General features: G+C 60.1%; 16 protein-coding genes. 8 read left to right on the forward strand and 8 right to left on the reverse strand.

Going from position 1 to position 21,952, the window contains the following annotated elements; all coding sequences use genetic code 11:
• Nucleotides 1–11 precede the first annotated feature (11 nt).
• Complete coding sequence (locus BLW03_RS03705; protein WP_074652404.1) at nucleotides 12–1,280, forward strand: Gfo/Idh/MocA family protein; 1,269 nt, start codon at nucleotides 12–14, stop codon at nucleotides 1,278–1,280.
• A 45-nt stretch (nucleotides 1,281–1,325) separates the two neighbouring features.
• Here BLW03_RS03705 and BLW03_RS03710 read toward each other — a convergent pair whose 3' ends face one another.
• Nucleotides 1,326–2,111: a DeoR/GlpR family DNA-binding transcription regulator gene (locus tag BLW03_RS03710; protein ID WP_074652405.1), complete on the reverse strand. Its 786-nt coding sequence runs from the start codon at nucleotides 2,109–2,111 to the stop codon at nucleotides 1,326–1,328.
• 122 nt (nucleotides 2,112–2,233) lie between these two features.
• On the opposite strand from BLW03_RS03710, the gene BLW03_RS03715 reads away from it, so the two are divergent.
• From BLW03_RS03715 to BLW03_RS03725, 3 genes are all read left to right on the forward strand, one after another.
• Nucleotides 2,234–3,274 (forward strand): oxidoreductase, encoded by a 1,041-nt coding sequence (locus tag BLW03_RS03715; RefSeq protein WP_074652406.1) that lies wholly within the window; start codon nucleotides 2,234–2,236, stop codon nucleotides 3,272–3,274.
• A 62-nt stretch (nucleotides 3,275–3,336) separates the two neighbouring features.
• Nucleotides 3,337–4,608 (forward strand): sugar MFS transporter, encoded by a 1,272-nt coding sequence (locus tag BLW03_RS03720; protein WP_074652407.1) that lies wholly within the window; start codon nucleotides 3,337–3,339, stop codon nucleotides 4,606–4,608.
• 95 nt (nucleotides 4,609–4,703) lie between these two features.
• Nucleotides 4,704–5,840, forward strand: coding sequence for an SIS domain-containing protein (locus tag BLW03_RS03725; RefSeq protein ID WP_074652408.1), 1,137 nt, complete (start codon nucleotides 4,704–4,706; stop codon nucleotides 5,838–5,840).
• A 6-nt stretch (nucleotides 5,841–5,846) separates the two neighbouring features.
• Here BLW03_RS03725 and BLW03_RS03730 read toward each other — a convergent pair whose 3' ends face one another.
• The 4 genes from BLW03_RS03730 to BLW03_RS03745 all read right to left on the reverse strand — a co-directional run bounded on the left by BLW03_RS03730 (nucleotide 5,847) and on the right by BLW03_RS03745 (nucleotide 10,525).
• Entirely contained in the window at nucleotides 5,847–6,821 is a 975-nt protein-coding gene (locus BLW03_RS03730) for a Gfo/Idh/MocA family protein (RefSeq protein ID WP_074652409.1), read from the reverse strand.
• A 387-nt stretch (nucleotides 6,822–7,208) separates the two neighbouring features.
• A complete protein-coding gene (locus BLW03_RS03735) occupies nucleotides 7,209–8,891 on the reverse strand; it encodes an acido-empty-quinoprotein group A (protein WP_074652410.1) in 1,683 nt (560 codons plus the stop codon).
• Nucleotides 8,891–9,736: a c-type cytochrome gene (locus tag BLW03_RS03740; protein ID WP_074652411.1), complete on the reverse strand. Its 846-nt coding sequence runs from the start codon at nucleotides 9,734–9,736 to the stop codon at nucleotides 8,891–8,893. Before BLW03_RS03740 ends, BLW03_RS03735 begins: the two co-directional genes overlap by 1 nt.
• A gap of 72 nt (nucleotides 9,737–9,808) precedes the next feature.
• Nucleotides 9,809–10,525, reverse strand: coding sequence for a 3-keto-disaccharide hydrolase (locus BLW03_RS03745; protein WP_083350296.1), 717 nt, complete (start codon nucleotides 10,523–10,525; stop codon nucleotides 9,809–9,811).
• 237 nt (nucleotides 10,526–10,762) lie between these two features.
• On the opposite strand from BLW03_RS03745, the gene BLW03_RS03750 reads away from it, so the two are divergent.
• Both BLW03_RS03750 and BLW03_RS03755 read left to right on the forward strand, forming a co-directional pair.
• Nucleotides 10,763–11,749, forward strand: coding sequence for an N-acetylglucosamine kinase (locus BLW03_RS03750; protein WP_074652412.1), 987 nt, complete (start codon nucleotides 10,763–10,765; stop codon nucleotides 11,747–11,749).
• Nucleotides 11,727–13,910 (forward strand): pyrroloquinoline quinone-dependent dehydrogenase, encoded by a 2,184-nt coding sequence (locus BLW03_RS03755; protein ID WP_074652413.1) that lies wholly within the window; start codon nucleotides 11,727–11,729, stop codon nucleotides 13,908–13,910. The genes BLW03_RS03750 and BLW03_RS03755 overlap by 23 nt, the downstream gene beginning before the upstream one ends.
• Here BLW03_RS03755 and BLW03_RS03760 read toward each other — a convergent pair.
• Nucleotides 13,899–14,624, reverse strand: coding sequence for a copper homeostasis protein CutC (locus BLW03_RS03760; RefSeq protein ID WP_074655750.1), 726 nt, complete (start codon nucleotides 14,622–14,624; stop codon nucleotides 13,899–13,901). The two genes, BLW03_RS03755 and BLW03_RS03760, sit on opposite strands and share 12 nt — an antisense overlap.
• A gap of 275 nt (nucleotides 14,625–14,899) precedes the next feature.
• Here BLW03_RS03760 and BLW03_RS03765 point away from each other — a divergent pair, with 275 nt between their 5' ends.
• Entirely contained in the window at nucleotides 14,900–16,618 is a 1,719-nt protein-coding gene (locus BLW03_RS03765) for a DUF1800 domain-containing protein (protein ID WP_083350298.1), read from the forward strand.
• A gap of 13 nt (nucleotides 16,619–16,631) precedes the next feature.
• Nucleotides 16,632–18,011: a DUF1501 domain-containing protein gene (locus tag BLW03_RS03770; protein WP_074652415.1), complete on the forward strand. Its 1,380-nt coding sequence runs from the start codon at nucleotides 16,632–16,634 to the stop codon at nucleotides 18,009–18,011.
• A 119-nt stretch (nucleotides 18,012–18,130) separates the two neighbouring features.
• Here the strand turns inward: BLW03_RS03770 and BLW03_RS03775 are convergent, their stop codons facing one another.
• Nucleotides 18,131–20,917, reverse strand: coding sequence for a TonB-dependent receptor (locus BLW03_RS03775; protein WP_074652416.1), 2,787 nt, complete (start codon nucleotides 20,915–20,917; stop codon nucleotides 18,131–18,133).
• A gap of 193 nt (nucleotides 20,918–21,110) precedes the next feature.
• Nucleotides 21,111–21,893 (reverse strand): hypothetical protein, encoded by a 783-nt coding sequence (locus tag BLW03_RS03780; protein ID WP_074655751.1) that lies wholly within the window; start codon nucleotides 21,891–21,893, stop codon nucleotides 21,111–21,113.
• Nucleotides 21,894–21,952 lie beyond the last annotated feature (59 nt).

Genomic DNA, 21,952 nt, shown 5'->3' on the forward strand with positions numbered 1-21,952 from the left:
GGAGAGCACCGATGGATCGCAGAAAATTTCTACAGGGTAGTGCAGGCGCCTGCGGGCTTCTGTTTGTAAAACCCAGCACTGCCTTCGGCTATGCTGCAAACTCCGCTGTGCGCTACGGCCTGCTGGGTTGCGGCAAGCGCGGCACGTCTGTGGCGACGTCTTTCGCGAAGAACACGGACGCGCGCATCGTTGCGCTGGGAGATATCTTCCCTGACCAGCTAGCCAAGGGTAAGACTCACTTCGACGAAGTGAACAAGGGCCTTGGCGTCTCCGCCATCGATCCGAAGCTTACCTTCCACGGCCACGACGCCTACAAGGCGATGGCGGCAAACCCAAACATTGATGCTGTGCAGATCTCGACGCCGCCGTTCTTTCACGTGGAGCACATGGACATCCTGACCGCCGGCGGCAAGCACGTGTACTGCGAAAAGCCTGTGGGTGTTGATGTGCCGCAGACGCGCCGGGCCCTGGAAATTGCAAAGCGCATCAACGGCAAGGTGAGCGTTGCGGTTGGTTTCCAGATCCGTAAGGCACCGCCTTTCGTTGAGCTCGCGCGCCGCATCCAGGCAGGCCAGATCGGCAAGATCGCATCGCTCAGCGGCTTCTACAACGCACCGCCTGCGACCTATCCAGACCGCGGCAATATGCCGAAGGACGAGCAGCGCCTGCGCAACTGGCTGTGGGACAAGACCATCTCCGGTGACATTCTGCTGGAGCAGAACATCCACGTCATTGACGTCTGCAACTGGATCATGGGAGCGCATCCCATCAAGGCTGATGCACGCGCCAGCCGCAAGGTCATTCAAAACTTCGGCAACATCAATGACAACTACGAAGTGATCTTCACGTATCCAGGCGGGGTCGAGTTCGTATTCAACTCCACACAGTTCAACCAGAATGGCTTCTTCGACGTGGCGGAGCACTTCTTCGGCACGGAGGGACTTGCCGAGGCACCGTACAAGGGACCGCTGCGCATCCTGGGCAAGCAGCCATGGGCGTGGACGAACAACGCAACACCCGCCGCTGCCGATACAAAGTTTGCGGCAGACGGAGCGTTCACGGATAACCTGGCCGACGCCGACAAAATGAAGGATCGCGACTTCATCGACAGCATCACCGGCCACCAGTATCAGAACCAGATCGAGACCGGTGTGCAGAGTGCGCGTAGCTGCATGCTTGGCCGCAAGTCTGCAGAGCTTGGCCGGGTGGTCACCTGGGATGAGATCGAGAGTGATCGCGAGGAATATCGACTCGGAATCGACATCTCAAAGTTCGTCTAAAGAGGCACGACGGCCCGGGGCGAATGCTCTGGGCCGCTGCTGCTCCTAACAACAGACGACCCGCACGCCGCGCTTCTCAAGTTGCTTGCGCTTCGCTACTGAGAGCCCTGTGTCTGTAACCAGGACATGCACTTTCTCGAGTGAGCAGATGATGCTTGGTCCGGACTTTCCGATCTTTGAAGAGTCGGCAACAACAATCACCTGCTTCGACTGTTCCAGCATCTTGCGAGACACAATGGCCTCTTCAAGCTCCAACGTTGTCGCACCTCGCTCAAGGCTGAAGCCAGTGACACTCAGGAAAACCTTGTCCAGGCAGATGTCTTCGAGTGTCTTGATCGCCTGCGGGCCAGCCAGAGCGAAGGCCCATGCCCACGCGAGGGTGCCGCCGGTCAACGTTGTTTTGATGGAGGGCTGGTTGCACAACTCCATGCCGATGTTGATGGCGTTGGTGACAACGTGAACACCCGCGCGATGCCGCAATGAACGGCCCACTTGCGTGGTTGTGGTACCAGCGCTGATGCCGATGGTTTCATGTTGCTGGATCAACTCCGCGGCGGCGACGCCGATGCGACGTTTCTCGTCTGCATGCCGCGTCTCACGCGCCTGAAAGGAAGTGTCGTGACGGAATGGTTCATACAGCAGCGGCTCGACGAGCGCTGCGCCGCCATGCGTGCGGAGGATGAGACCACGCTGTTCCAGGCGGGTGAGGTCGCGGCGGATGCTGGGCGCGGAGCTGCCGGTCTGGTCTACCAGGTCCTCCACGGAGACGGTGCCTTTCCGCAGCAGCACCTTCATGATCTGGTCGGCGCGTGCCTCAGTTTTTACGGACATGATCTCCTGCGAAGCGGTGTGTCAAGGGAGCCTGATGAGCGTGCACGCGATCAGGATACAACCACGCAAACGCATTGCCCTGCGATGTAGCATGGCGACACTGACCCTGTTGGAGATAGAGCTTGAGTAATACCTCAGAACCCGTTCGCGTCGCGCTGCTTGGCTATGGCTACGTGGGCAAGACCTTTCATGCACCACTGATCCAGGCAATCGATGGCTTGGAGCTTGCGCTCGTTGGATCCAGCAGACCCGATGCGGTGCACGAGCGTATCCCCGGCGTACGTGTCTCGCCCGTTGCAACGGCCGCGACGGATACCGATGTGGATCTTGTTGTCATTGCAACACCGAATGACTCGCACTTCCCTCTTGCCGCAGCAGCGCTGCGTGCGGGCAAGCATGTGGTTGTCGACAAGCCGTTCACTATCACGCTTGAAGAAGCTGAGTCGCTGGCGGGCATAGCGCAGGAGCATGGACGGATGCTCTCCGTATTCCACAACCGCCGCTGGGACAGCGAGATCCTCGCAACCAAGCAGGTACTGCAGGCTGGCGTTCTGGGTGATGTAACGCATTACGAGGTCCACATGGATCGCTATCGGCCCAATGTGAGGCAGCGCTGGCGTGAGGATCGTGGCCCCGGCTCCGGCCTTTGGTTTGACCTTGGACCGCATATGATCGACCAGACATTGCACCTGTTCGGCATGCCATTGGCAGTGCAGGGATCGCTGGCGACGCTGCGGCGTGGCGGACAGACAGATGACTGGGGGCATGCTGTGCTTCACTACCCGCACATGCGAGCCGTACTGCATGCTTCGTTGCTCGTGTCAGGTGGCGGACCGCGGACGCAGGTGCATGGCACGCTTGGCAGCTGGGCAAAGTTTGGGGCTGATACACAAGAGCCACAGCTGCAACAGTGTATGAGCCCGAATGATCCGGCGTTTGGTATCGATCCGGATGAAGGCATCTTCTATGACGGCGCCACCGGCGTTCAGACGCCAACGCCTTCTCCAACAGGCTGCCAGCAGCGCTTTTACGAAGGCATGCGGGACGCGATCACATCGGGGGGTCCGCTGCCGATACCAACAGAGGACGCGATCCAAGTGATGAGAGTCCTCGAAGGTTTCTACGCTTCAGCGCGTGAAGGACGCGTGGTGGAGTTTGCATGAACGTGAGTGAATCCGAAGTAGATCGATCGGAACTACGATAAGCTGCACCGACAGGGGAATTCATGGCACTTGCAAGCACTGGACAGGAACAGCCGGCGGTAGCGGCCAAGGGTGGCAGCTACGCGTTGCCGCTTGCGTTGATTGTGGCGTTGTACTTCGGCATCGGTTTCATCACGGCGATGAACGATGTCCTCGTGCCTCACTTCAAGGACCTGTTCCAACTCACTAATGTGCGTGCGCTACTGGTGCAGTTCGCATTCTTCGGCGCGTACTTCCTTCTGTCGATTCCGTCGGGCAAGATCGTCGGACGCATTGGCTACAAGAACGGAATCGTCGCGGCGCTTGCCACCATCGGCTGTGGCCTGCTGCTGTTTCTGCCGGCGTCCATCGTCATCGCCTATCCCTTGTTCCTCTTCGCACTGTTCCTTGTGGGTTGCGGTCTTGCATTGTTGCAGGTTGCTGTGAATCCGTATATCAGTGCCCTGGGCGATCCGGCCAAGGCTGCATCACGTTTGAATCTGGCTGGCGGCTTCAACTCCGTGGCCGGCACGCTGGCTCCACGCGTGGGGGCAATCTTCATCTTCGTTGCCGCTGGCGCAACGACTGCCGAACTGGCACAGTCTGTACGTATGCCTTACGTTGTATTGTCGATGCTGGCGTTTGCACTCGCTGTCCTGACGAAGGTGATGCATCTGCCCGACCTGATTCCGCAACGCGACCCGAGCGAGAGCGGCGGTGGCAGCGCCTGGGACTTCCGGCATGTGCGCTTCGGCGCCTTCGCGATCTTTGCCTATGTGGGCGCTGAGGTTTCGATCGGCAGCCTGTTGATCAATTATCTTGGACAACCTTCGATGGGCGGCCTGAGCCATGCTGCTGCTGCGAAGTATGTTTCGCTGTACTGGGGCGGCGCGATGGTGGCGCGCTTCATTGGGGCATGGGCGCAGCGTTATGTGGCGCAGGCGCGGGCACTTACGTTTGTCGCGTCGATGGGCTGCATCTTCGTTGCCGCCGCTGTCTTTGGCCACGGCCCCATTGCCCTGTGGGCGATTGTCTCGTGCGGTTTGTTCAACTCGGTGATGTGGCCCTGCATCTTCCCGATGTCGATTGAGGGTGTGGGTAAGTACACGAGCCAGGCCTCGGGCATCCTGGTCACGATGGTCGTTGGTGGTGCGGTGGTGCCAGAGATTCAGGGGTTCCTGGCGGATCATTATGGCTACCAGCCAAGCTTTCTGGTCGTCCTGCTTTGCTATGCCTATGTCCTCTTTTTCGCCCTGTACGGACATCGGCCCATGCGCGTCAATGGTGAACCGATTCTGCCTCCAGCGGTGATTTAGAGCGACATTGAGACGATTCAGATTGTTCTGCGTGTCTCATCCGTCCGTTATGATTGATTCAAGCTCAAACGATCAAAAATGAGGTAAGCGTCGACATGTCCGACACCGCTACACCTGCTCCTTTCCCGCACTGGATGCTCCGGGAGATCCACGAACAGCCGGAGACTCTCGCCGCGACGCTCGCGACCTTTGCAACTGCCGATGGCTTTGTCGAAGAGGCCTGTGAACCGGTGCGGCAGTGGCTCCGCGGGGCCAAGGGCGAAATCGTCATTGCCGCCAGCGGCTCCAGCCGCCATGCAGGTCTTGTCGCCGAACTACTGATTGAAGACCGCAGCGGTATCGCGGTCGACGTGGAGTACGCGAGTGAGTACAGCTATCGCTCGGAACATGCGCTGAAGAACGCTTCGGTCCTCGTGATCTCGCAATCCGGCGAGACGGTTGATACGCTACTCGCGCTGCGCAAAGCGAACAAAGCTGGCCACCAGACGATGGCGATCACGAACGTGCCCGGATCGACCATGGCACGTGAGGCGACTGTGTCGATGCCGACCGCCGCCGGTCGCGAACGTGCGATCCCCGCGACCAAGAGCTTCACGGCGCAGCTGCTGAACCTGTATCTGCTGTCCCTGCTTGCCTCGGAAGAGCGCAAGACCCTTTCCGTTGCTGATCTCAATCGTCTGCTTGCTGAGGCCGCTGCCTTGCCCGAGTCGGTACGCCGTCAGCTGCCGATCTGGGAGAGCACCGTACGCAGCATCGCGGAGACGCTGCACAAGGCTCGTACATTTCTGTTTGTGGGACGCAGCGTGCACTACCCCATCGCTCGTGAGGGCGCGCTGAAGTTGAAGGAGTCGTCATACCTGCACGCCGAGGGCTACCCCAGCGGCGAGCTGAAACATGGCCCCAACGCGCTGGTCAGCAAGGAATCGCCGCTGGTGATGATCGCGACCGTCGATCGTTCGGACAGCGAGTCCGTCGAGCGTTACGAGAAGGTCGTTCAATTGATGAACGACATGCGGACGCAGGGCGCAACCATCGTTGCGATCGCGAATACGGGCGACACCACCGTGGCTGACCTTGCCGACCACGTGATCCCCGTCGATGAGGCTACCGAGGCATTGCTGGCCATCTGCGAGGTCATCCCGTTGCAGATCTTCTCGTACTGCATGGCCATTCAGAACGGCATCGACGTGGACAATCCCCGCAATCTGAACAAGGCTGTTCTTGCGGAGTAAATGCGGCTAGAGGTCGGCAGCGAATTGTACGCCGATCCCACTGCGAGCCCGGTCCAGAATCGCCATTGTCGCTCTCGAGTGCGCGTGGGTCATCAACGGGCTTTCCGTCGCGCCATACCGCAACAGATCGCAGAAGTGTTCTGTCTCATATTGGAAGCCACTGCCGACGGCAGGTTCGTGCAACGTGACGAGCCTGCCGTCGTTGTATTGGAGGGTGATGGTGTCGGGTCGCCACCATGTTCCGGGCATGGTGATGGTGCCGTGCTCACCGACGAGCGTCGCGCCGGCTGAGGCGTTCCGGTCCAGACCGCTGAACCATTCCGCGTCTCCGATTTCGTGTGAGGTCTTCACAGTTGCAAAGGCATCAACGTTGCTTGAGGCCAATACGCCGTGAGCCTGTACATCGTTCGCTGCACCGAGCCAGTCGACGGACAGGAACGCGTGGTAGACCCCGATGCCCAGAAGGCTGCCGCCTGCAACTTCCCGTCGCCATGAAGGATGGTGCGGTTGGGTCAGGGTTGCAAAGCCGGATTTTACGTGGGTGATGTGCCCGATGGGATCGCGCCGCAGGTGTTCTGTCAGCTTGCGATAGACGGGGAAGAATGGCGGCTTCATGGCCTCCATGAAGAGGCAGCTCTTTGCGAAGGCGAGGATTGCTTCCAGTTCCCTGCTGTTGACTGTTACTGGCTTCTCGCAGAGGACTGCTTTACCTGCTTGTAAGGCTGCTGTTGCAATGGACGCGTGTGAGTCGGGTAGCGTGGCGATGTAGATTGCGTCGATCTTTGAATTTGCGAGGAGAGCATCGAACGATTGCGTGTGAATAGCACCGCAGCTCTTCGCGAGGGCTGCTGATGTTTGCGGGTTGCGGCTCCATACGTCGGTGATGAACGCGTTGGGTACGTACTGCATCGCGTTCGCGAAGCGTTGGGCGGCGTCGCCGGAGCCTGCGATGCCCCATTGGATTGTCTGTGTGTCGGGCATCCGTGTCTCCACGTTGAGATGATGATAGGTGCAGGTGGTCGTCCCGTTACGAGGGACAGCAGAGCCACGCCACGTTGCCGTGGGTGGGTTCTGCCGCGGGCCTGCAGCCCGCCGGACCCTGTTCTTCTCCGGACTCAGAAAGTCGCCCTCGGTCAGAAGGCAGGCTTCTGTTCCTGATCACGACGTCATGATCGCGGAGAGCCCTCGGATCGCGCTTTGCGCGATAGCCCAACCTTTGCTTCGCAAAAAACGGGGTACCCGGATTCTCGCAGGGCCTGGAGGATTCGACGTGTCGATGCGGCTAGTCGGTTTCGTACAGCGCAAAGCCACAATCGGAGAGCCTGGTTTGCCAGACTCTCCGATTGATCAAGCAAACGTGGTGCGGGTCTAGTACAGCAGGAACGAGTAGAGCGTGTCACCGGATGCTGCGAGGACGTACTGGTGGCCGTCGAGCATGTAGGTCTGGGGCGGGTTGCTGACGTTGCCGATGCGTGCACCCCAGAGAGCCTTGCCAGTCGCGGCATCGAGAGCGACGAGGTTGCCCGATCCATCTCCGCTGAAGACGAGACCTCCGGCTGTGGCGAGGAGGCCACCTCCGCCGAAGCCCTGCGTGTACAGCTTATGGCGCCAGCGTGGTTTACCTGTCTTGTAGTCGATACCGATGATGTAGCTGTTCGTGGTGCCGATCGACAGTTCGTCCTTCCCGCCAAGCCCCATTGCACCGCGCGGATCTGGATCGGTGAGATAGACCATGGAAAAGCTGTTGGACTCGTACTGGTAGAGCAACCCTGTCTGGGGCGAGTATGCGGGTGGCTGCCAGTTCACGGTTCCGCCAGAGTTAGGGGAGATGAGTGTCCCGCCGATGGACGCATCCTTTGCCGGGTTTGTCTTCGGTCCGCCGTGCGGTGTCAAACCTTCGGCCCAGTTGGTCGTTTCACCATACTTACTTGTGAGCAGGTGTTCGCCGGTAATGCGATCGACTACGAAGAAATAGCCGTTGCGCGATGCGGTGAGGGCCATTTTGCGCGGGCGCCCATTGAAGATGCCATCAACCAGCACGGGCACCTGCGACGAATCGTAGTCATGGGTGTCATGCGGTGAAGTGGAGAAGTACCACTTCAGCTTCCCGGTGTCGACATCAAGCGCGACCAGCGAGCAGGTATACAGGTTGTCGCCGTCACCGCGGAGGCCGGTCTGCCAGGAGGGCGTTGGATTTCCCGTTCCAGTGATGTAGAGATTGGTCTCCGGATCGTAGGCTCCCGGCATCCAGATGTTGCCACCACCGTGGCGCGCTGCGTCCAGGCTCTTCCATGTGTCGAGGCCGGGGTCTCCTTCTTTCTGCGGTGTGACGTAGAAGGTCCACTGCAGATCGCCGGTCTCCGGATCGTAGGACTTCAGGAAGGCCGGCGCATCGATGTCATTGCCCGTACCAGCCAGCACGTGGTCTTTCACGATCATTGGCGCAGGTGTGGAGAAGTAGCCACCTTCGACCTTCGCGATCTCGCGGTGCCAGCGTTCCTTCCCGGTCTTTGCGTCGAGCGAGACCAGGTAGTTGTCGGGTGTTTCAAAGAACAAATAGCCATGCCAGAGGCCGACGCCGCGGCTGGCGATGTGTGTGCCGCCACGCGCCTTCCAATAGTAGTGCCACAGCGTCTCGCCGCTGCGGGCGTCCACGGCCCATACGTTATCGGGCATGGTCGCGTAGAGGATGCCATCAACCTCGAGCATGGTGGCCTTGATGGATCCGCCGGAGGAGTTGAAACCAATAGTGCTTTCGCCACCGGTGATCTGCGAGGGGCGCATGCGGCTGTAGCCGGTAAGCGGCGGCAGGTTTTCGCCCTGCGTCATCTTCGCCGTCCACGCGGGCGTCAGGTTCTTCACCGTCAGCCGGTTGACAGCGGTAAGCGCGCTATATCGGCGTGCAGTGTAGTCGCCGCTGTGCGAGAACCACGAGTCCTTGAGCGGCTTGAGCAGGTCTTGCTGCGTCACGTTCTGCGCAGGCGCAACGGGTGTGAGGGCCAGCGGAGCAAGAACCATTGCAGCGGCCAGAGAGAGAATCCTTCGCGCCATCACTTCAGGGTCACCAGGTAAGCGGTTATGTCGTGGATGTCATTGTCAGCGGTCACGGGCCACAGATTGCGATGGGCTTCGAGCGGATCCTTCACAACGACCTTTGGCAGGTCACCGTTGCGGCGGATGGTGCGTACGGAGCCGTCGGCTGGCTGCAGCGTTACCAGGAAGTCGTCGATGTGAATGAGCGTTCCTTCGGTCACTTTGCCACCCTCCGTAAGAGTGACCTTGATCGGGGGCTGGGGCACGCCCAGATGCGTGCCACGCAACCATGCGGCCTGCAATGTCTTGGGATCCGGCACCTTCTTCGCGTAGCCCTTCAGATCGCCTTCGGCCGAGTGGCAGCTGGCGCACTTCGCATCGAAGTACTGCTTGCCGCGACTGGCGTCTCCGACAACGATGTTGAGCTTCTGTGTTCCATCACCAGGCGGACGACCCTGGCTACCGATGAGCGCAAGGATGCTGCGCATATACGTTGCAACGGCTGCCGATTCATCCGTGTTGATGGCGATCTTGTGATTCGGGAACATCGGATCCTGACCCTGGATGATGGCCGTGATGTTTTCACCCTTCTTGTCGGTCAGCGCTCCCTGCGAACGCAAAATGCTCGGACCGGCGGCGCCGCGCAGATCGGCAGCGTGGCAGGACTGGCATTTCGCCTCGTAGATGCCCTTGCCGCGTGCAATCAACTTCGAATCTTCCTTGGGCCGCACCGGACTGGAATTGAAGGTCGAGGTTTCGATGTGCTGTGCCAGGCCGCGCAGGGCGAAGCCGGCAGGCACCAAAAAGACTGCAGCCGCAGCAACGCGAAGGCGAAGGCTGCGGCTTGTGTTCCATCCACGCATGAAGAGGGTCCTGTGGTGCGAGGTAAGTGCGATTGGCGCGTTACAGTATCGTGCCGAGAATCCTAGGATGCATCAGCGCTTCGAAAGGTCTCGGATCCAGATGTCCTTGAATTGCATGTTGCCAGCGCCACCGGCATGTAATTGAAGTGCGATGGTACCGTCCGGCGCGCCGGGCTTCGGATCGGTGAAATCCACCATTTGGACGCCATTCAGGCGGGAGCGATAGCGGTTGCCGACGACCTCAACCAGATAGTCGTTCCACTCCCCTTTGCGTACTACACCCTCGTTCTCAGGCGACGGCCACACGACCCACCCGCGACCGTCTTCCGCGTAAACGCCGGCGGTGTGATGCATCATGGTGCAGTCGATTTCAAACTGGAAGCCCTGCGTGGCATCGACTCCCTTGAAGCCGGTGTGGAAGAAGACACCGCTGTTACCGTCGCCGACACACTTGAAGCGCAGCGACAGCTGGAAATCCTTGTAGTTCTTATCGGTCTGCAGATAGCCGTAGGCCTTGGTCAGACCTTTGCCATGCAGAATGCCGTCGCCTTCAACGCTCCAGCTTTCCGCGCCTACATTGCTCCAACCGGTCAGATCCTTTTCGTTGAAGAGCTGGATCCAGTCGTTGCCAGGGGTCTTGGGCTTGGGTTCCTGTGAGGACGAGACACCCACGGACAGAAAGGCGGCCAGGACGACGACACCGCAGGCAATGAAGCGGCGCCAGGACGAGCCTGCAGAGGACGCGGAGGGGGCAGCAGAGTCGGTCGCGTGAAGGGCCGGACGGTTCATGGGGAGAAATCTCCTGGGCTCGGAAGTTCCCACAGGATACATGGCAAACTAGCGATGGCGGGGTGGAAAGTGATCGTTTCGCTGCCAGCCAATCAGAATCGAATTTCTCTTGCATTCAGGCGTCTGAGCGTCTTTGATGGGCGAGCGCTCACCGCAGGTATCAAATGACGCCTCCAACGATCGTGCCAGCACACGATCGGTCGGGCGACGCAACCGTCCCGCACAGTAAAGTGAGACATGGCTTATTTTTTGGCGATCGATGCAGGCGGCACAAAGACAGACTTTGTGCTGGCTGATGAGATGCGCGTTTTAGCCCGGCATCGGACCGGGACGATCAAGCGTCTTCGGACAGATACGGACACGGCGCTCCGCAACCTGGATGCAGGCCTCGCCGAGTTGACCAGGGCGAGCGGTGTCCCCATGTCGGCGGTGTTGCGCACGTGCCTTGGCACGGCGGGTGAGACGGTGCCGCTGGTAGCGGACTGGCTTCGACAGACGGTCGCAGAGCGGGTCGGCGGCAGCCTGCTGCTGCTGGGCGATGTGGAAATTGCACTGGACGCGGCCTTTCGAGGCGGGCCGGGCGTGCTGATTCTTGCGGGCACCGGATCGAATGTGGCGGGACGCACGCCTTCAGGAGCGATGGCGACCTGTGGTGGCTGGGGCCCGATGCTGGCCGACCAGGGATCCGGCCACGCCATCGGCGCGCATGCGTTACGAGCGATCTTCCTTGCCATCGACGAGGGACGCACGACCACCTTGCAGGATGCTGTGCTGGCCTTCTGGGACCTTCCGTCCATTGACCTGCTGGTGGAACACGCAAATCGCACGCCGACTCCGGACGTGTCTCGACTGACGCACCTGGTGTTGCAGTGTGCCGAAGCTGGCGACACTGTCGCGCAGGAGGTTCTTCGGACCGAAGGCGAGCAACTTGCCTACCTGGTGCGGCTGCTGATCCGCCGCCTGCGTGCTCTGCAGGGAGACTCGACGTTCGTTCCTACGCTGGCCTTCGCCGGCAGCATCATGGAACGCGTAGCCCCCGTCCGCGATGCAATGGTGGAGTCGCTACGCGAAGAATTTCCGCTGCTGAAGGCCTCGCCGGGCGTGGTTGATCCCATTGAAGGTGCCCTTTGGCGTGCACGCGATGAGCAGGCCTTTACGACTCGCGCGAATGCCGTTGCGAACGAAACAAACCGGAGCAGAGATGCCGAAGAACAGACTGTCTAGCGGTGTCCTAAGGACGCTGGCTGGCTGCTCCCTTGCGATCGCCGCCGTTGCGTCGTCGCAGGTGGCCGGCGATGGTGCGCACATGGGCTGGTCGGCCTATGGCGGTGCTGAAGATGGCTCGCAGTACTCCGCACTGAAGCAGATTGATCGCACGAACGTGAAGACTCTGCGACAGGTTTGGAGCGTACCGACGGGCGACGTGCGTGGCTATGCATTTAATCCGCTGGTGATCGGCGAGACCATGTATGTGCTGGCGCAGAACAACAGCATCGTCGCGCTGCATGCGGCAACCGGTGCGCAGGTCTGGGCGCATCCGCTGCATCCGAAGACACCGCTGGTGACCAACCGCGGTCTGAGTTACTGGCAGAGTGAGGACGGTAAAGATCGCCGACTGATCCTGGCAGTGGACAACCACCTGGAAGAGATCGATGCCACGACCGGCAAGTCCATCACGAGCTTTGGCAAGGACGGGCATGTCGATCTTCGCGAGGGCCTTGGACGCGATGTGCAGCGCCTGACGTTGGTGCAGTCCTACAACCCGGGCCGCATCTTTCACGGCTTGATCATCTTCGGATCCGCGACGAACGAGGAGTACGACTCGGGGCCCGGCGACATCCGCGCTTTTGACATTCGCACTGGCCGTGCGGCGTGGACGTTCCACACGATTCCGCATCCCGGCGAGTTTGGCTATGACTCCTGGCCGAAAGATGCCTGGAAGACTGTGGGCGGCGCAAATGCGTGGAGCGGCATGGCGCTGGACGAGAAGCGCGGCATCGTCTATGTGCCGACTGCAAGTCCTAAATACAACTTCTACGGCGGCAATCGCGCGGGCAACAACCTGTTTGGCGATTCCCTGCTGGCGCTGGATGCCGGCACGGGCAAGTTACTGTGGCACTACCAGATGGTGCATCACGATATCTGGGACTACGACAATCCCAACACGCCGATGCTGGCGACGGTGCGGCACAACGGGAAGCTCGTCGACATCGTCGCGCAGACGAGCAAGACTGGCTACCTTTGGGTCTTCGATCGTGTCACCGGCAAGCCATTGTGGCCGGTGAACGAGCGTGCTGTGCCGAAGTCGCCGCTGCCCGGCGAGGTCGCCTCGCCGACGCAGCCCGTGCCTTCCAAGCCCGAGCCGTTTGGCCGTCAGACGTTCACCTCGAAGGATCTGAGTCCGTACCTGGAACCGGAAGAGCACGAACGGCTGAAGAAGCAGATCGATGCGGCCCGAAACGATGGCCTGTTCACACCGCCTTCTACGGAAGACACGGTTGAAATGCCCGGTAACAATGGCGGTGCCAACTTTGGCGGCACCGCCATCGACCCGGTGCATGGCTACCTTTACGTGGTTTCAAAGGATCTGCCTGCGATGTTGAAGCTGCAGCTGCCGCCCGCGGCTCCTGCGGGCAACACGGCGGAGGCGCGCGGAGCGGCTGTGTATGCGAACACCTGCAGCCTGTGCCACGGGATCAATCGCGAAGGCAAGTTGCCCGTGATTCCTACGCTGGTGGACATCCACAGCCGCCTGCCGGAAGCGCAGATCCGGGAGACGGTGCGCTATGGCAAAGGCATGATGCCGTCGTTTGGCAGCCTGCCACCCGCGCAGGTCGACGACCTGATGAAGTTCCTGAAGAACCCCGGTTTGCCGGCATTGCAGACAACCAGTGCCGCCGCGTCGACGGCCGATCCGAAGACACTGCGCTATCGCAGCGGCTTTGGCTTCATGTTTGCCGAAAGTGGCCTGCCGGTCATCGCGCCACCCTGGACAACGATGACCGCGTATGACCTGAACACCGGCAATGTGCAATGGAAGATTCCGCTGGGCGAGGTACCCGAGCTCGCCGAGAAGGGCATCACCGGCACCGGCTCGCACTTCCCCAAGGTGAACCCCGTCGTCACTGCGGGCGGACTCATCTTCACCGGCACACGGGATCGGAAGGTCCGAGCGCTCGACGCCAGCAACGGCAAGGTGTTGTGGGAGGCGGAGGTGCCTGCTGCGCTTGAAGGCATGCCCGCGATCTACCAGGTGGCGGGCAAGCAGTACGTCGTCTTCTGCGCTGCCGCCCGATCCACCACACGCACCCATGCGGTCCCCGGACATCCGGCTTCGCAGGATCCGATTCACGGTTCCTACGTGGCTTTTGCTCTACCGAACTAGCGAATCGCTCGAGGCGTGGACGATGCTGCTTAACGTCCGCACCGCGTCGACGGAGATGTTCCCTGTGGCGGGTTGCCACAGCACATCACCCACGACCGGTGCGGACTTTGGACGCAGGGACGCGTGCAGGTCAAGCCCCGGAATCGCAGTCAAGCTCGACGCATTCTCAAGCGTCACACCACCGCCCGCTGCGACGCGCAGGCGTCCCGCTGCCTGCTGTGCCAGCCGCGCAAGGGACTCGCGGCCTTCGGTGACGGTGGGCCTGCCGCCAGAGGTAAGGATGCGGCTGCAACCCAGGTCGATCAACACATCGAGCGACACGGGAAGATCATTCGACTGGTCAAAGGCGCGATGAAAGGTGACAGATCTCCTCTTCGCGAGCCTCATCACCTCGAGCATCCGTACACGATCAACCTGACGGTCCGCCGTCAACATACCAACGACTATGCCTGCGGCACCGGCAGTCATCGCTGTCTCAATGTCCGTGCAGATCATGCGGAACTCGGCCTCGGAATAATGAAAGTCGCCGCTGCGGGGTCGGATCAGCACATGGATAGGAAGGTCCACAGAGGCAAGCGCTTCGCGAAGAAATCCGGGGCCCGGAGTGACACCGCCTTCCGAGAGCGCCGCGCACAACTCAATGCGATCCGCTCCACCCGCCTCCGCTGCTTCGCAAGCCTGCAACGTCTCGACACAGATTTCCAATTCACGCATCTTCTGCACGCCTGATTCTTCTTCCCTTCAAACTCACGATCCTTCCACACTACCGTAAGGACGAGCCGAGCAATTCGGCTGCTCCTGTGGGCTGGATGCCTGCGGCGCCGGCGTTGGACGATTGAGCAAGACCGACGTGGTTTGGCAGGACACAACCAATTCGCTCCACATGAACAGGCGAGCGAAAAGAGTTTACAGACAGCAACGAAAAGACAGAGACTTCTCGGACCATGTTGGTTCGATAGTAGTGCCAGTCTCACAGTCGAGGTTCTTCTGTGCGTTCACTCCGCCTCTTCCGCCCCTTTGCCGCCCTGTGCCTTAGCCTGCTACTGGCGGGCTGCGGTTCGGGCGCCTCGTCCTCAAGCGGTAGCAGCCCAACAACGGGCGGATCCGGGTCATCCGGCGGCACTGGTACGGGAACGGGAACGGGGACTGGGACTGGGACTGGGACTGGAACGGGGACTGGTACGGGTACGACACCTACGACCAGCGTGACGACAGCGGCGCGCCTGCTTGATCAGGCGACCTTCGGACCGACCACCACAGAGATCGCGAATGTTCAGTCCGTGGGCGTAAGCGGCTGGCTGGCAGCGCAGTATGCCCTGCCTCAGACGTCGCTTGCGGTGATCCCAGCCACTCTGCCTGCGCAATGTCCTACGACGCCACAAACGTGTTTCGAGTCAGAGTTCTGGCAGACGGAACTCAGTGCACCGGACCAGTTACGGCAGCGCATTGCTTTCACGCTCGGTGAGTTGTTTGTAACAAGTACGCAGAGCGAAACAGCGTTCGTCATGGTGCCCTACTACAACACACTGGCGGCGGACGCCTTTGGTAACTGGCGCACACTTATGGAAGATGTGACGTTGTCGCCGGCCATGGGCAATTACCTGAACATGATCCAGAGCGCGAAGCCCGCGGCCGGACAGCATGCGAATGAGAATTTTGCGCGAGAGATGATGCAGCTGTTTTCCGTGGGGCTTATAAAGCTCAACATCGATGGCACGCCGCAGGTCGACAGCAACGGCTACTCCGTGCCGGAGTTCACCGAGGCACAGGTCCAGGCGTTCGCGGACGCCTATACCGGCTGGACTTATGCGACCAGCACCGGCACAGCACCTGCCAAGTTCCCTAATACAACAGCCAACTACTACAGTCCCATGCAGCCAGTAGACAGCGCCCATGACACCACACAGAAAACCCTGCTGAATGGCGCGGTCATTGGCACTGGCGGCACGGCGCGCGGGGATTTGAAGGTCGCTCTGGATAACCTCTTTAACGATCCCAGCCTGCCACCGTTTGTCTGCAAGCAACTCATCCAGCACCTTGTGACGAGCATTCCTTCCCCCGCTTATGTATCGCGTGTCGCCAATGTTTTTGTGAACAACGGCAAAGGTGTCCGTGGCGACATGCAGGCGGTGTTGACCGCGATCTTTACCGACACCGAAGCGCGTGCGGGTGATACGAATGCGGCCTTCGACGGCGGGCATCTGCGCGAGCCCATGCTGTATCTGCTGAGCGCCATGCGTGCTCTGGGCTATACCAGCACGAACACCGACGTCACGAATCTGTATGCGTACGCCGGCCTTTCGAATTACACCTCTCCGCTGGGTGAGCAGCCTATGAGGTCTCCGAGCGTCTTCAATTTCTTTCCGCCGGAATATGTGATTCCGGGCACAACGCTGAATGCGCCGGAGTTCAGCCTTGAGAATACCGCGAGCGTGAATCTGCGACTGACGCTGGCGAACTCACTCAGCACCGGCAAGCTCACCGGCTTCAGCACCGATCTATCGAAGACAAGCGCGCTGGGAGTGATGGCGGCGGATCCAGGGGCGGTGACCGATGCGCTGGGTGTGCTGTTCCTGCATGGGCAAATGCCGGCTTACATGCGCACAGCGATTGTGAATGCCATTGCACCCCTCACGGATTACGGTCAGCGCGTGCGCGTCGCCGTCTTCCTGATCCTTTCCAGTTCGCAGTACAAGGTCATGCACTAAGCCGGAGTCCACGATGCCACCAAAGCCCAACAACGCCACCAGCCGTCGTTCCTTTCTGCGTTATGCTTCCCTCGCCGCAGCGGGTAATGCCGCTGGCCTGCGTCCCTTCGGCATGCTGAACGCACTCGCGAGCAGCGGCGCAGCCGCAGCGGCAGCACCCGCCAGCTATAAAGCGCTGGTGTGCGTCTTCCTTTACGGCGGGAACGACGGGAACAACACCATCATCCCGTTCGACGCGACTGGCTACGGCAACTACACCAAGCTGCGCGGACCACTCGCGCTGGCGCAGAACAGTCTGCTGACGTTGCCGGGCCTGCCAAACTTTGCGCTGCATCCCAATCTGCCGGAGATACAGGCGTTAGTAAACAGCGGGCAGGCTGCAATCGTTGCGAATGTGGGCACTTTGCTGCAGCCGACTACGCGCGCCCAGTATCTTGCAGGCGCCGTGAAACCGACGAATTTGTTCTCGCACCCGGACCAGCAGGAAGAGTGGCAGAACGTAAGTGCCAGTGGCAGCACATCGACAGGCTGGGCTGGTCGCCTGGCCGATGCGATGGGCTCCTCCCACAACGGAGGTGCGTCGATTCCAATGGTGACCAGCGTCGCGGGGGACACCCTGTTCTGCAACGGCGCAAGCACGACACCGGTTGCGGTATCACCCGGCAACACCAGCGGTTCCACGTGCTCAGAAGGCACCGAGTGCACAGCCCGCCAGACCGCTGCGCAGTCGCTGCTTACCTTCAACAGCGGTTTGTCCCTTGTGACGGCTGACGATGGGATCACCGCGAACTCTTACAGGTATGCCAAGACACTTGCGGATGCTTCGGCGAGCGCCGCTCCGCTCAAGACAGTATTCCCCGCAAACAATGGGCTTGCCGCCCAGTTGAAGCAGATCGCACAGATCATCGCGATCCGTTCGGCGCTTGGTGTTGATCGGCAGATATTCTTCTGCGGTATCGGTAATTTCGACACTCACAGCACGCAGTTGACGACGCAGGCCACGTTACTGGCGGGCATCTCGGCAGCCATTGGTGCGTTTTATCAATCCACTCAGGAACTTGGTGTAGCCGATCAGGTGACAACCTTCACCATGAGCGACTTCGCACGGACTCTGCAGCCGAACAGCAACGGCGGCAGCGACCACGGATGGGGTTCGCATCACTTCGTTGTGGGTGGATCCGTGCTCGGCAACAAGATCTACGGTACTTATCCCACACTGGCACTCGGCGGCCCGGATGACAGCGGCACGAACGGACGGTGGATACCTTCAACGGCCAGCGTGCAATATGCTTCCACGCTGGCGCAGTGGTTCGGCGTAGACCAGTCTGCGATGGCGCAGGTATTCCCCACCCTGAGCGGCTTTAAGACGACAAGCCTGGGCTTCCTGGGATAGCAGCAGAGTAAATCCCCGCGGTGAACAGAGCCCATACTTCACTGCTGCGCTGGAAGTCCCGGGCCCACTTTGCCTGTCGTCAGCGCTCAATCGAAGGAAGGTCTATCGGTCGCTGCGCGCTAGAAACTGTACCGCAGGCCACCCTCGACGCGGCGTCCGTTGTCTGCCTGGTAGGGCTGGTTAAACAGCGGGGATCCGACAACACTTCCCACCGAAGAGACGTTCCGGTGATTCAGCACATTGGAACTGCGGACGTTCGCGGTCAGCGATTGCGGATGCTCTGCCTTTGCGTCGTGCCTGAGTTTGAAGGTCCGCTGAAGGTTGGTATCGAGGTTGAAGGTCCAGGGCATGTGCCCCGCGTTACGTCCAAGCGTGGGGCCTGCGCCCGCTGTCGCCAGGAAACCATACGGTGTCCTGTAGCCGCAGTTGCTGGTCACAGATGCGGAGCAGATCGGTGTGCCAGTCGCAGCGAGACGCGGACGATCGTTGAAGTTTCCATCGCCATTGTTATCAAAGCCAGTCGTGATGTTGAACAGCCGGTCCCCCTGCGCATTGAGATTCCCGCTGAGCTGCAGAGCCCAGGGTAGCTTTGCCGTGGCGTTGCCGAAGACGTTCCACAATGCGTTCCCTGCACGTCGGGCGAACTCTCCCGCGTTCGATCCGGTTGTCTGCGGTGCCGTGAAAGGGTCGTCGTTGTTCTCGTCGATGATCGCCTGACGTGTGCTCCCGATCGTAAGCTGTACACGCTTCAAGGACTGATTGCTCAGGCCCATGAAAACAACATTGCCGTAGCCGCGAGCCGTGGGCTGCCACTGCAGGATGTTGACGTTTGGCTGGAGCGGACGCGGGCCCAGTGGATCGCCGTTCGTCGGTGCGTTGATATTCTCTGTGCGCGTGTAATGCCAGAACTGCGCCAGATGATAGTCCGCGGAGATGGTCCATCCCTTGCCGATGGTATGGCTGAAGCCGATATTTTCAATGCCGTAGAACAGATTCGGCAGATGCGGCTGAATGGTTCGGATGGACTGTAGTGGCGTGGCTCCAAGGAACGCGTTGCACGTGTCGGGATCAAAGCTGCCCGGGCACATCGGCGAATAGATGAGGCTGGTCACACGGTCGGTGCCGTCCATGCCGAGTAACTGGGCAAAGCTATGCGCGGTGAACCGGCCCGAGAAAAGTCCCGCGTGCGCGTGCAGCGTCCATGTGGATTTCTTATCGGGCGCCCAGGAGATTCCAAGACGCGGATTGATGTTGTTATGTACCATCGGTTTGTTTTGCGTGTAATACCGCAGCCCGAGCGCGACGTGAAGACGTGGCAATACCTTCCAATCGTCCTGCACAAAGAATGCAAACCGATACTGCGTCATGTTGAGCGTGGGCGTGCCACTGACATTGGAGTACTGCGTCGGCGCGCCGCCGGCCCATCCGTTCAGGGCGCGCACATACTGCTCGACGCCCGTAATCGTCTCGCTGCCCGCGGTGGCGTTGTGGTTTGCATCCAGGACCGGCGCGGTACCGCCCCCGAAGATCCACGACCCGTTGAATTTGTTGGTATAGCGGAAGCGCTCGCGCAGGAACTCCGATTGAAATCCAACCTTCAGCAGGTGCTTCGAGAAATTGAAGATGACGTCGTCGTCAAACTCTGCATCAACCTCGTGGTCACGCAGAGCTCCATCGCTGTTGCCGCCTGAGGTGAAGGCACCCGCCACCTGCAGCTGAGGTTTGAAAGAATTCGGAACCTGGTCTCTGCCGTCAATCTCGATACCGAGACGTGCCTCATGCATCGCCTTTGCGGAGAGCGTTGTGACGTCGGTGAGGTGGACGTTGTGATCGTAAAGCTCACCGTCGTACGCTCCTTCCGCAAGCGTGGATCCGCCAGCGCCGACGTTCTCACGATGGTTGTGCCAGGCATCGAAGCTCGCGATCAAGGTGTTTTTCGAACCCAGCTGCCAGTCAACCTTCGCCATGCCGACCCAGAGACGTTGCGGTGCTGGTACATTTTGGAGGATTGCCGTCTGAACACCCGCGGCATTCACACCTACCGCATTGACGGTGGCGAAGTTGTCGATCGAGCGATGTTCAAGATTCAGGATGAAGTCAGACCCTTTGCTTCGGATGGGGCCGGTGAGTTCGAAGCCATAGCGCTGTTTACCGATGGCAGCCCGAGTGACGGAGAACGGGTCTCGAGCATTCATCCACGCGCTTGAATTGGTGGTGAACACAGCCCCGTGGTATGCCGACTGGCCCGGCTTCGTATACACCTCGATCTGTCCACCGCCGAAGGGTGGGTTGCGGTATTCCGAGGAGAAGAGATCCGGGTTGACCTTGATGTAAGCAATCGAGGACTTGGGCGGCAGCGTCACATGGTTGTCGCCCCCCTGAAAGCCGTCGACGGAGACCGTGGCGCTGGACGGACTGCCGCCGCCTGCAGCGGCCATCTGCTGCAGTTCGCGGAGAAGATCATCGGGATCATCGGCAAGAGATTGCAGTTGCTGGCCCTTGATGGTCTGCGTGGGGCCAGTCGAGACGGGTGAGTTCTCAGCAGCAGGATCGTCGTCATTGTCGCTAACGTCGACGCTGGTTGTGACGACAGCCGGCACCATTCGAACGGCGAGATCCGCAGCTCTGGGCACGCTGACAGGAAGGTCAACCGACGAGAAGCCGTCGAACGTGATGTGAAGCATATGACGCCCAGCAGGAACGCAGGCGATGCGGAAACGCCCGTAGGCATCGCCGAGCACCGCATCATTGGAGTCGAGTCTTACGGATGCGCCAGGAATGATGGCAGAGGTCGCGTCATGGACCACACCCGCAACTGGCGTGCAGCCGGTTTGTGCCGGTGCAGTCGTGCTGAAGGCGAGCGCGGGCGCAACGCCCGCAGCAAGGGCGAATAGAGACTGGTTCACGGCTTACTCCTGAATCGTTGATCTACACGTCGTTGATCTTCAGGCGGAGACCAGCCCGGGCTTCTTGAAAGGTGACGGTAAGTACGCGGACTGAGTGGGATTTCTGCACACGAATACGAACGCCCGGGTTCGGGGGAACGCAAAATCTCGTAGAAATAAAGAAGGACGCGGCGGGGGATGCCGCGCCGCCCCATTACTCTTCCAGCTTGAAGATCTTGATCTTGATGAGTTTCGCGAGTGTCAGGTCATTCAGGCCGCGCGCACGCATGCGGTCCACAAATGGCCGATCGATTTTGAAGATCGACATCTGGATCAGCTCTGACTCAGTCGGTTGAAAGCCCAGTGCCTTCGCCTCTCGCACTTTGTCTGGGGTCACGCCAACTGCTTTCATTTCGGTGAGCTTGCCGGCACGCAGTTCGGGATACCCGGCAGCAGCCATCGCATGGATGTAATTGCCATCGACATGAAGGGCACGTAAGCCGGACAGCTTGCTGGTGGAGAGCTCCGTCACGCCAAGTTCTTTCATCTCTCTTGCCCACGCAGGCGTGATGTCCAGCATGAGAAAGCTGAGTTGCTTGCGCGGCGTGATGCCGTCAAAGCCCATGGCCGCCATTCCACCGGCGAAGACGGGGCTGGCATTGAAACGGAAGCGTCCTGAGAGCGCGCCGTCATGCACGATGCCCTCGCAGGCCAGGTCCCCCGCATCTCCGGTGGCGTGTGCCGACAGCTGCGCGCCATCAGCCTGGAGCGCCTGTTGCGTGATGCCGGTCCAACGCCGCCACTCCATGCTCGAGTTCGACATCTCCATGCATCCGCCCGAGTCCTTGTCGCAGTTGCTCTCCGACAACATGACCTGCGCCGTCGATGGCTTGTCCGTCCGTTGCGATGCTGAGATGATGCATAGACCGCCCATCGTCTGCGACACACAGGTTGCTGACGGCATAGAGACAAGCAGTAAGAGAAGAAGTCGTTTCATGATCATCACCCTTGTGTTGGTGCTTCGTTGGAAATGGACGCAGATGTCCTTCTGCTCTC

Origin of the sequence: Terriglobus roseus, from assembly GCF_900105625.1 — a bacterium.
Taxonomy (GTDB): domain Bacteria; phylum Acidobacteriota; class Terriglobia; order Terriglobales; family Acidobacteriaceae; genus Terriglobus; species Terriglobus roseus_B.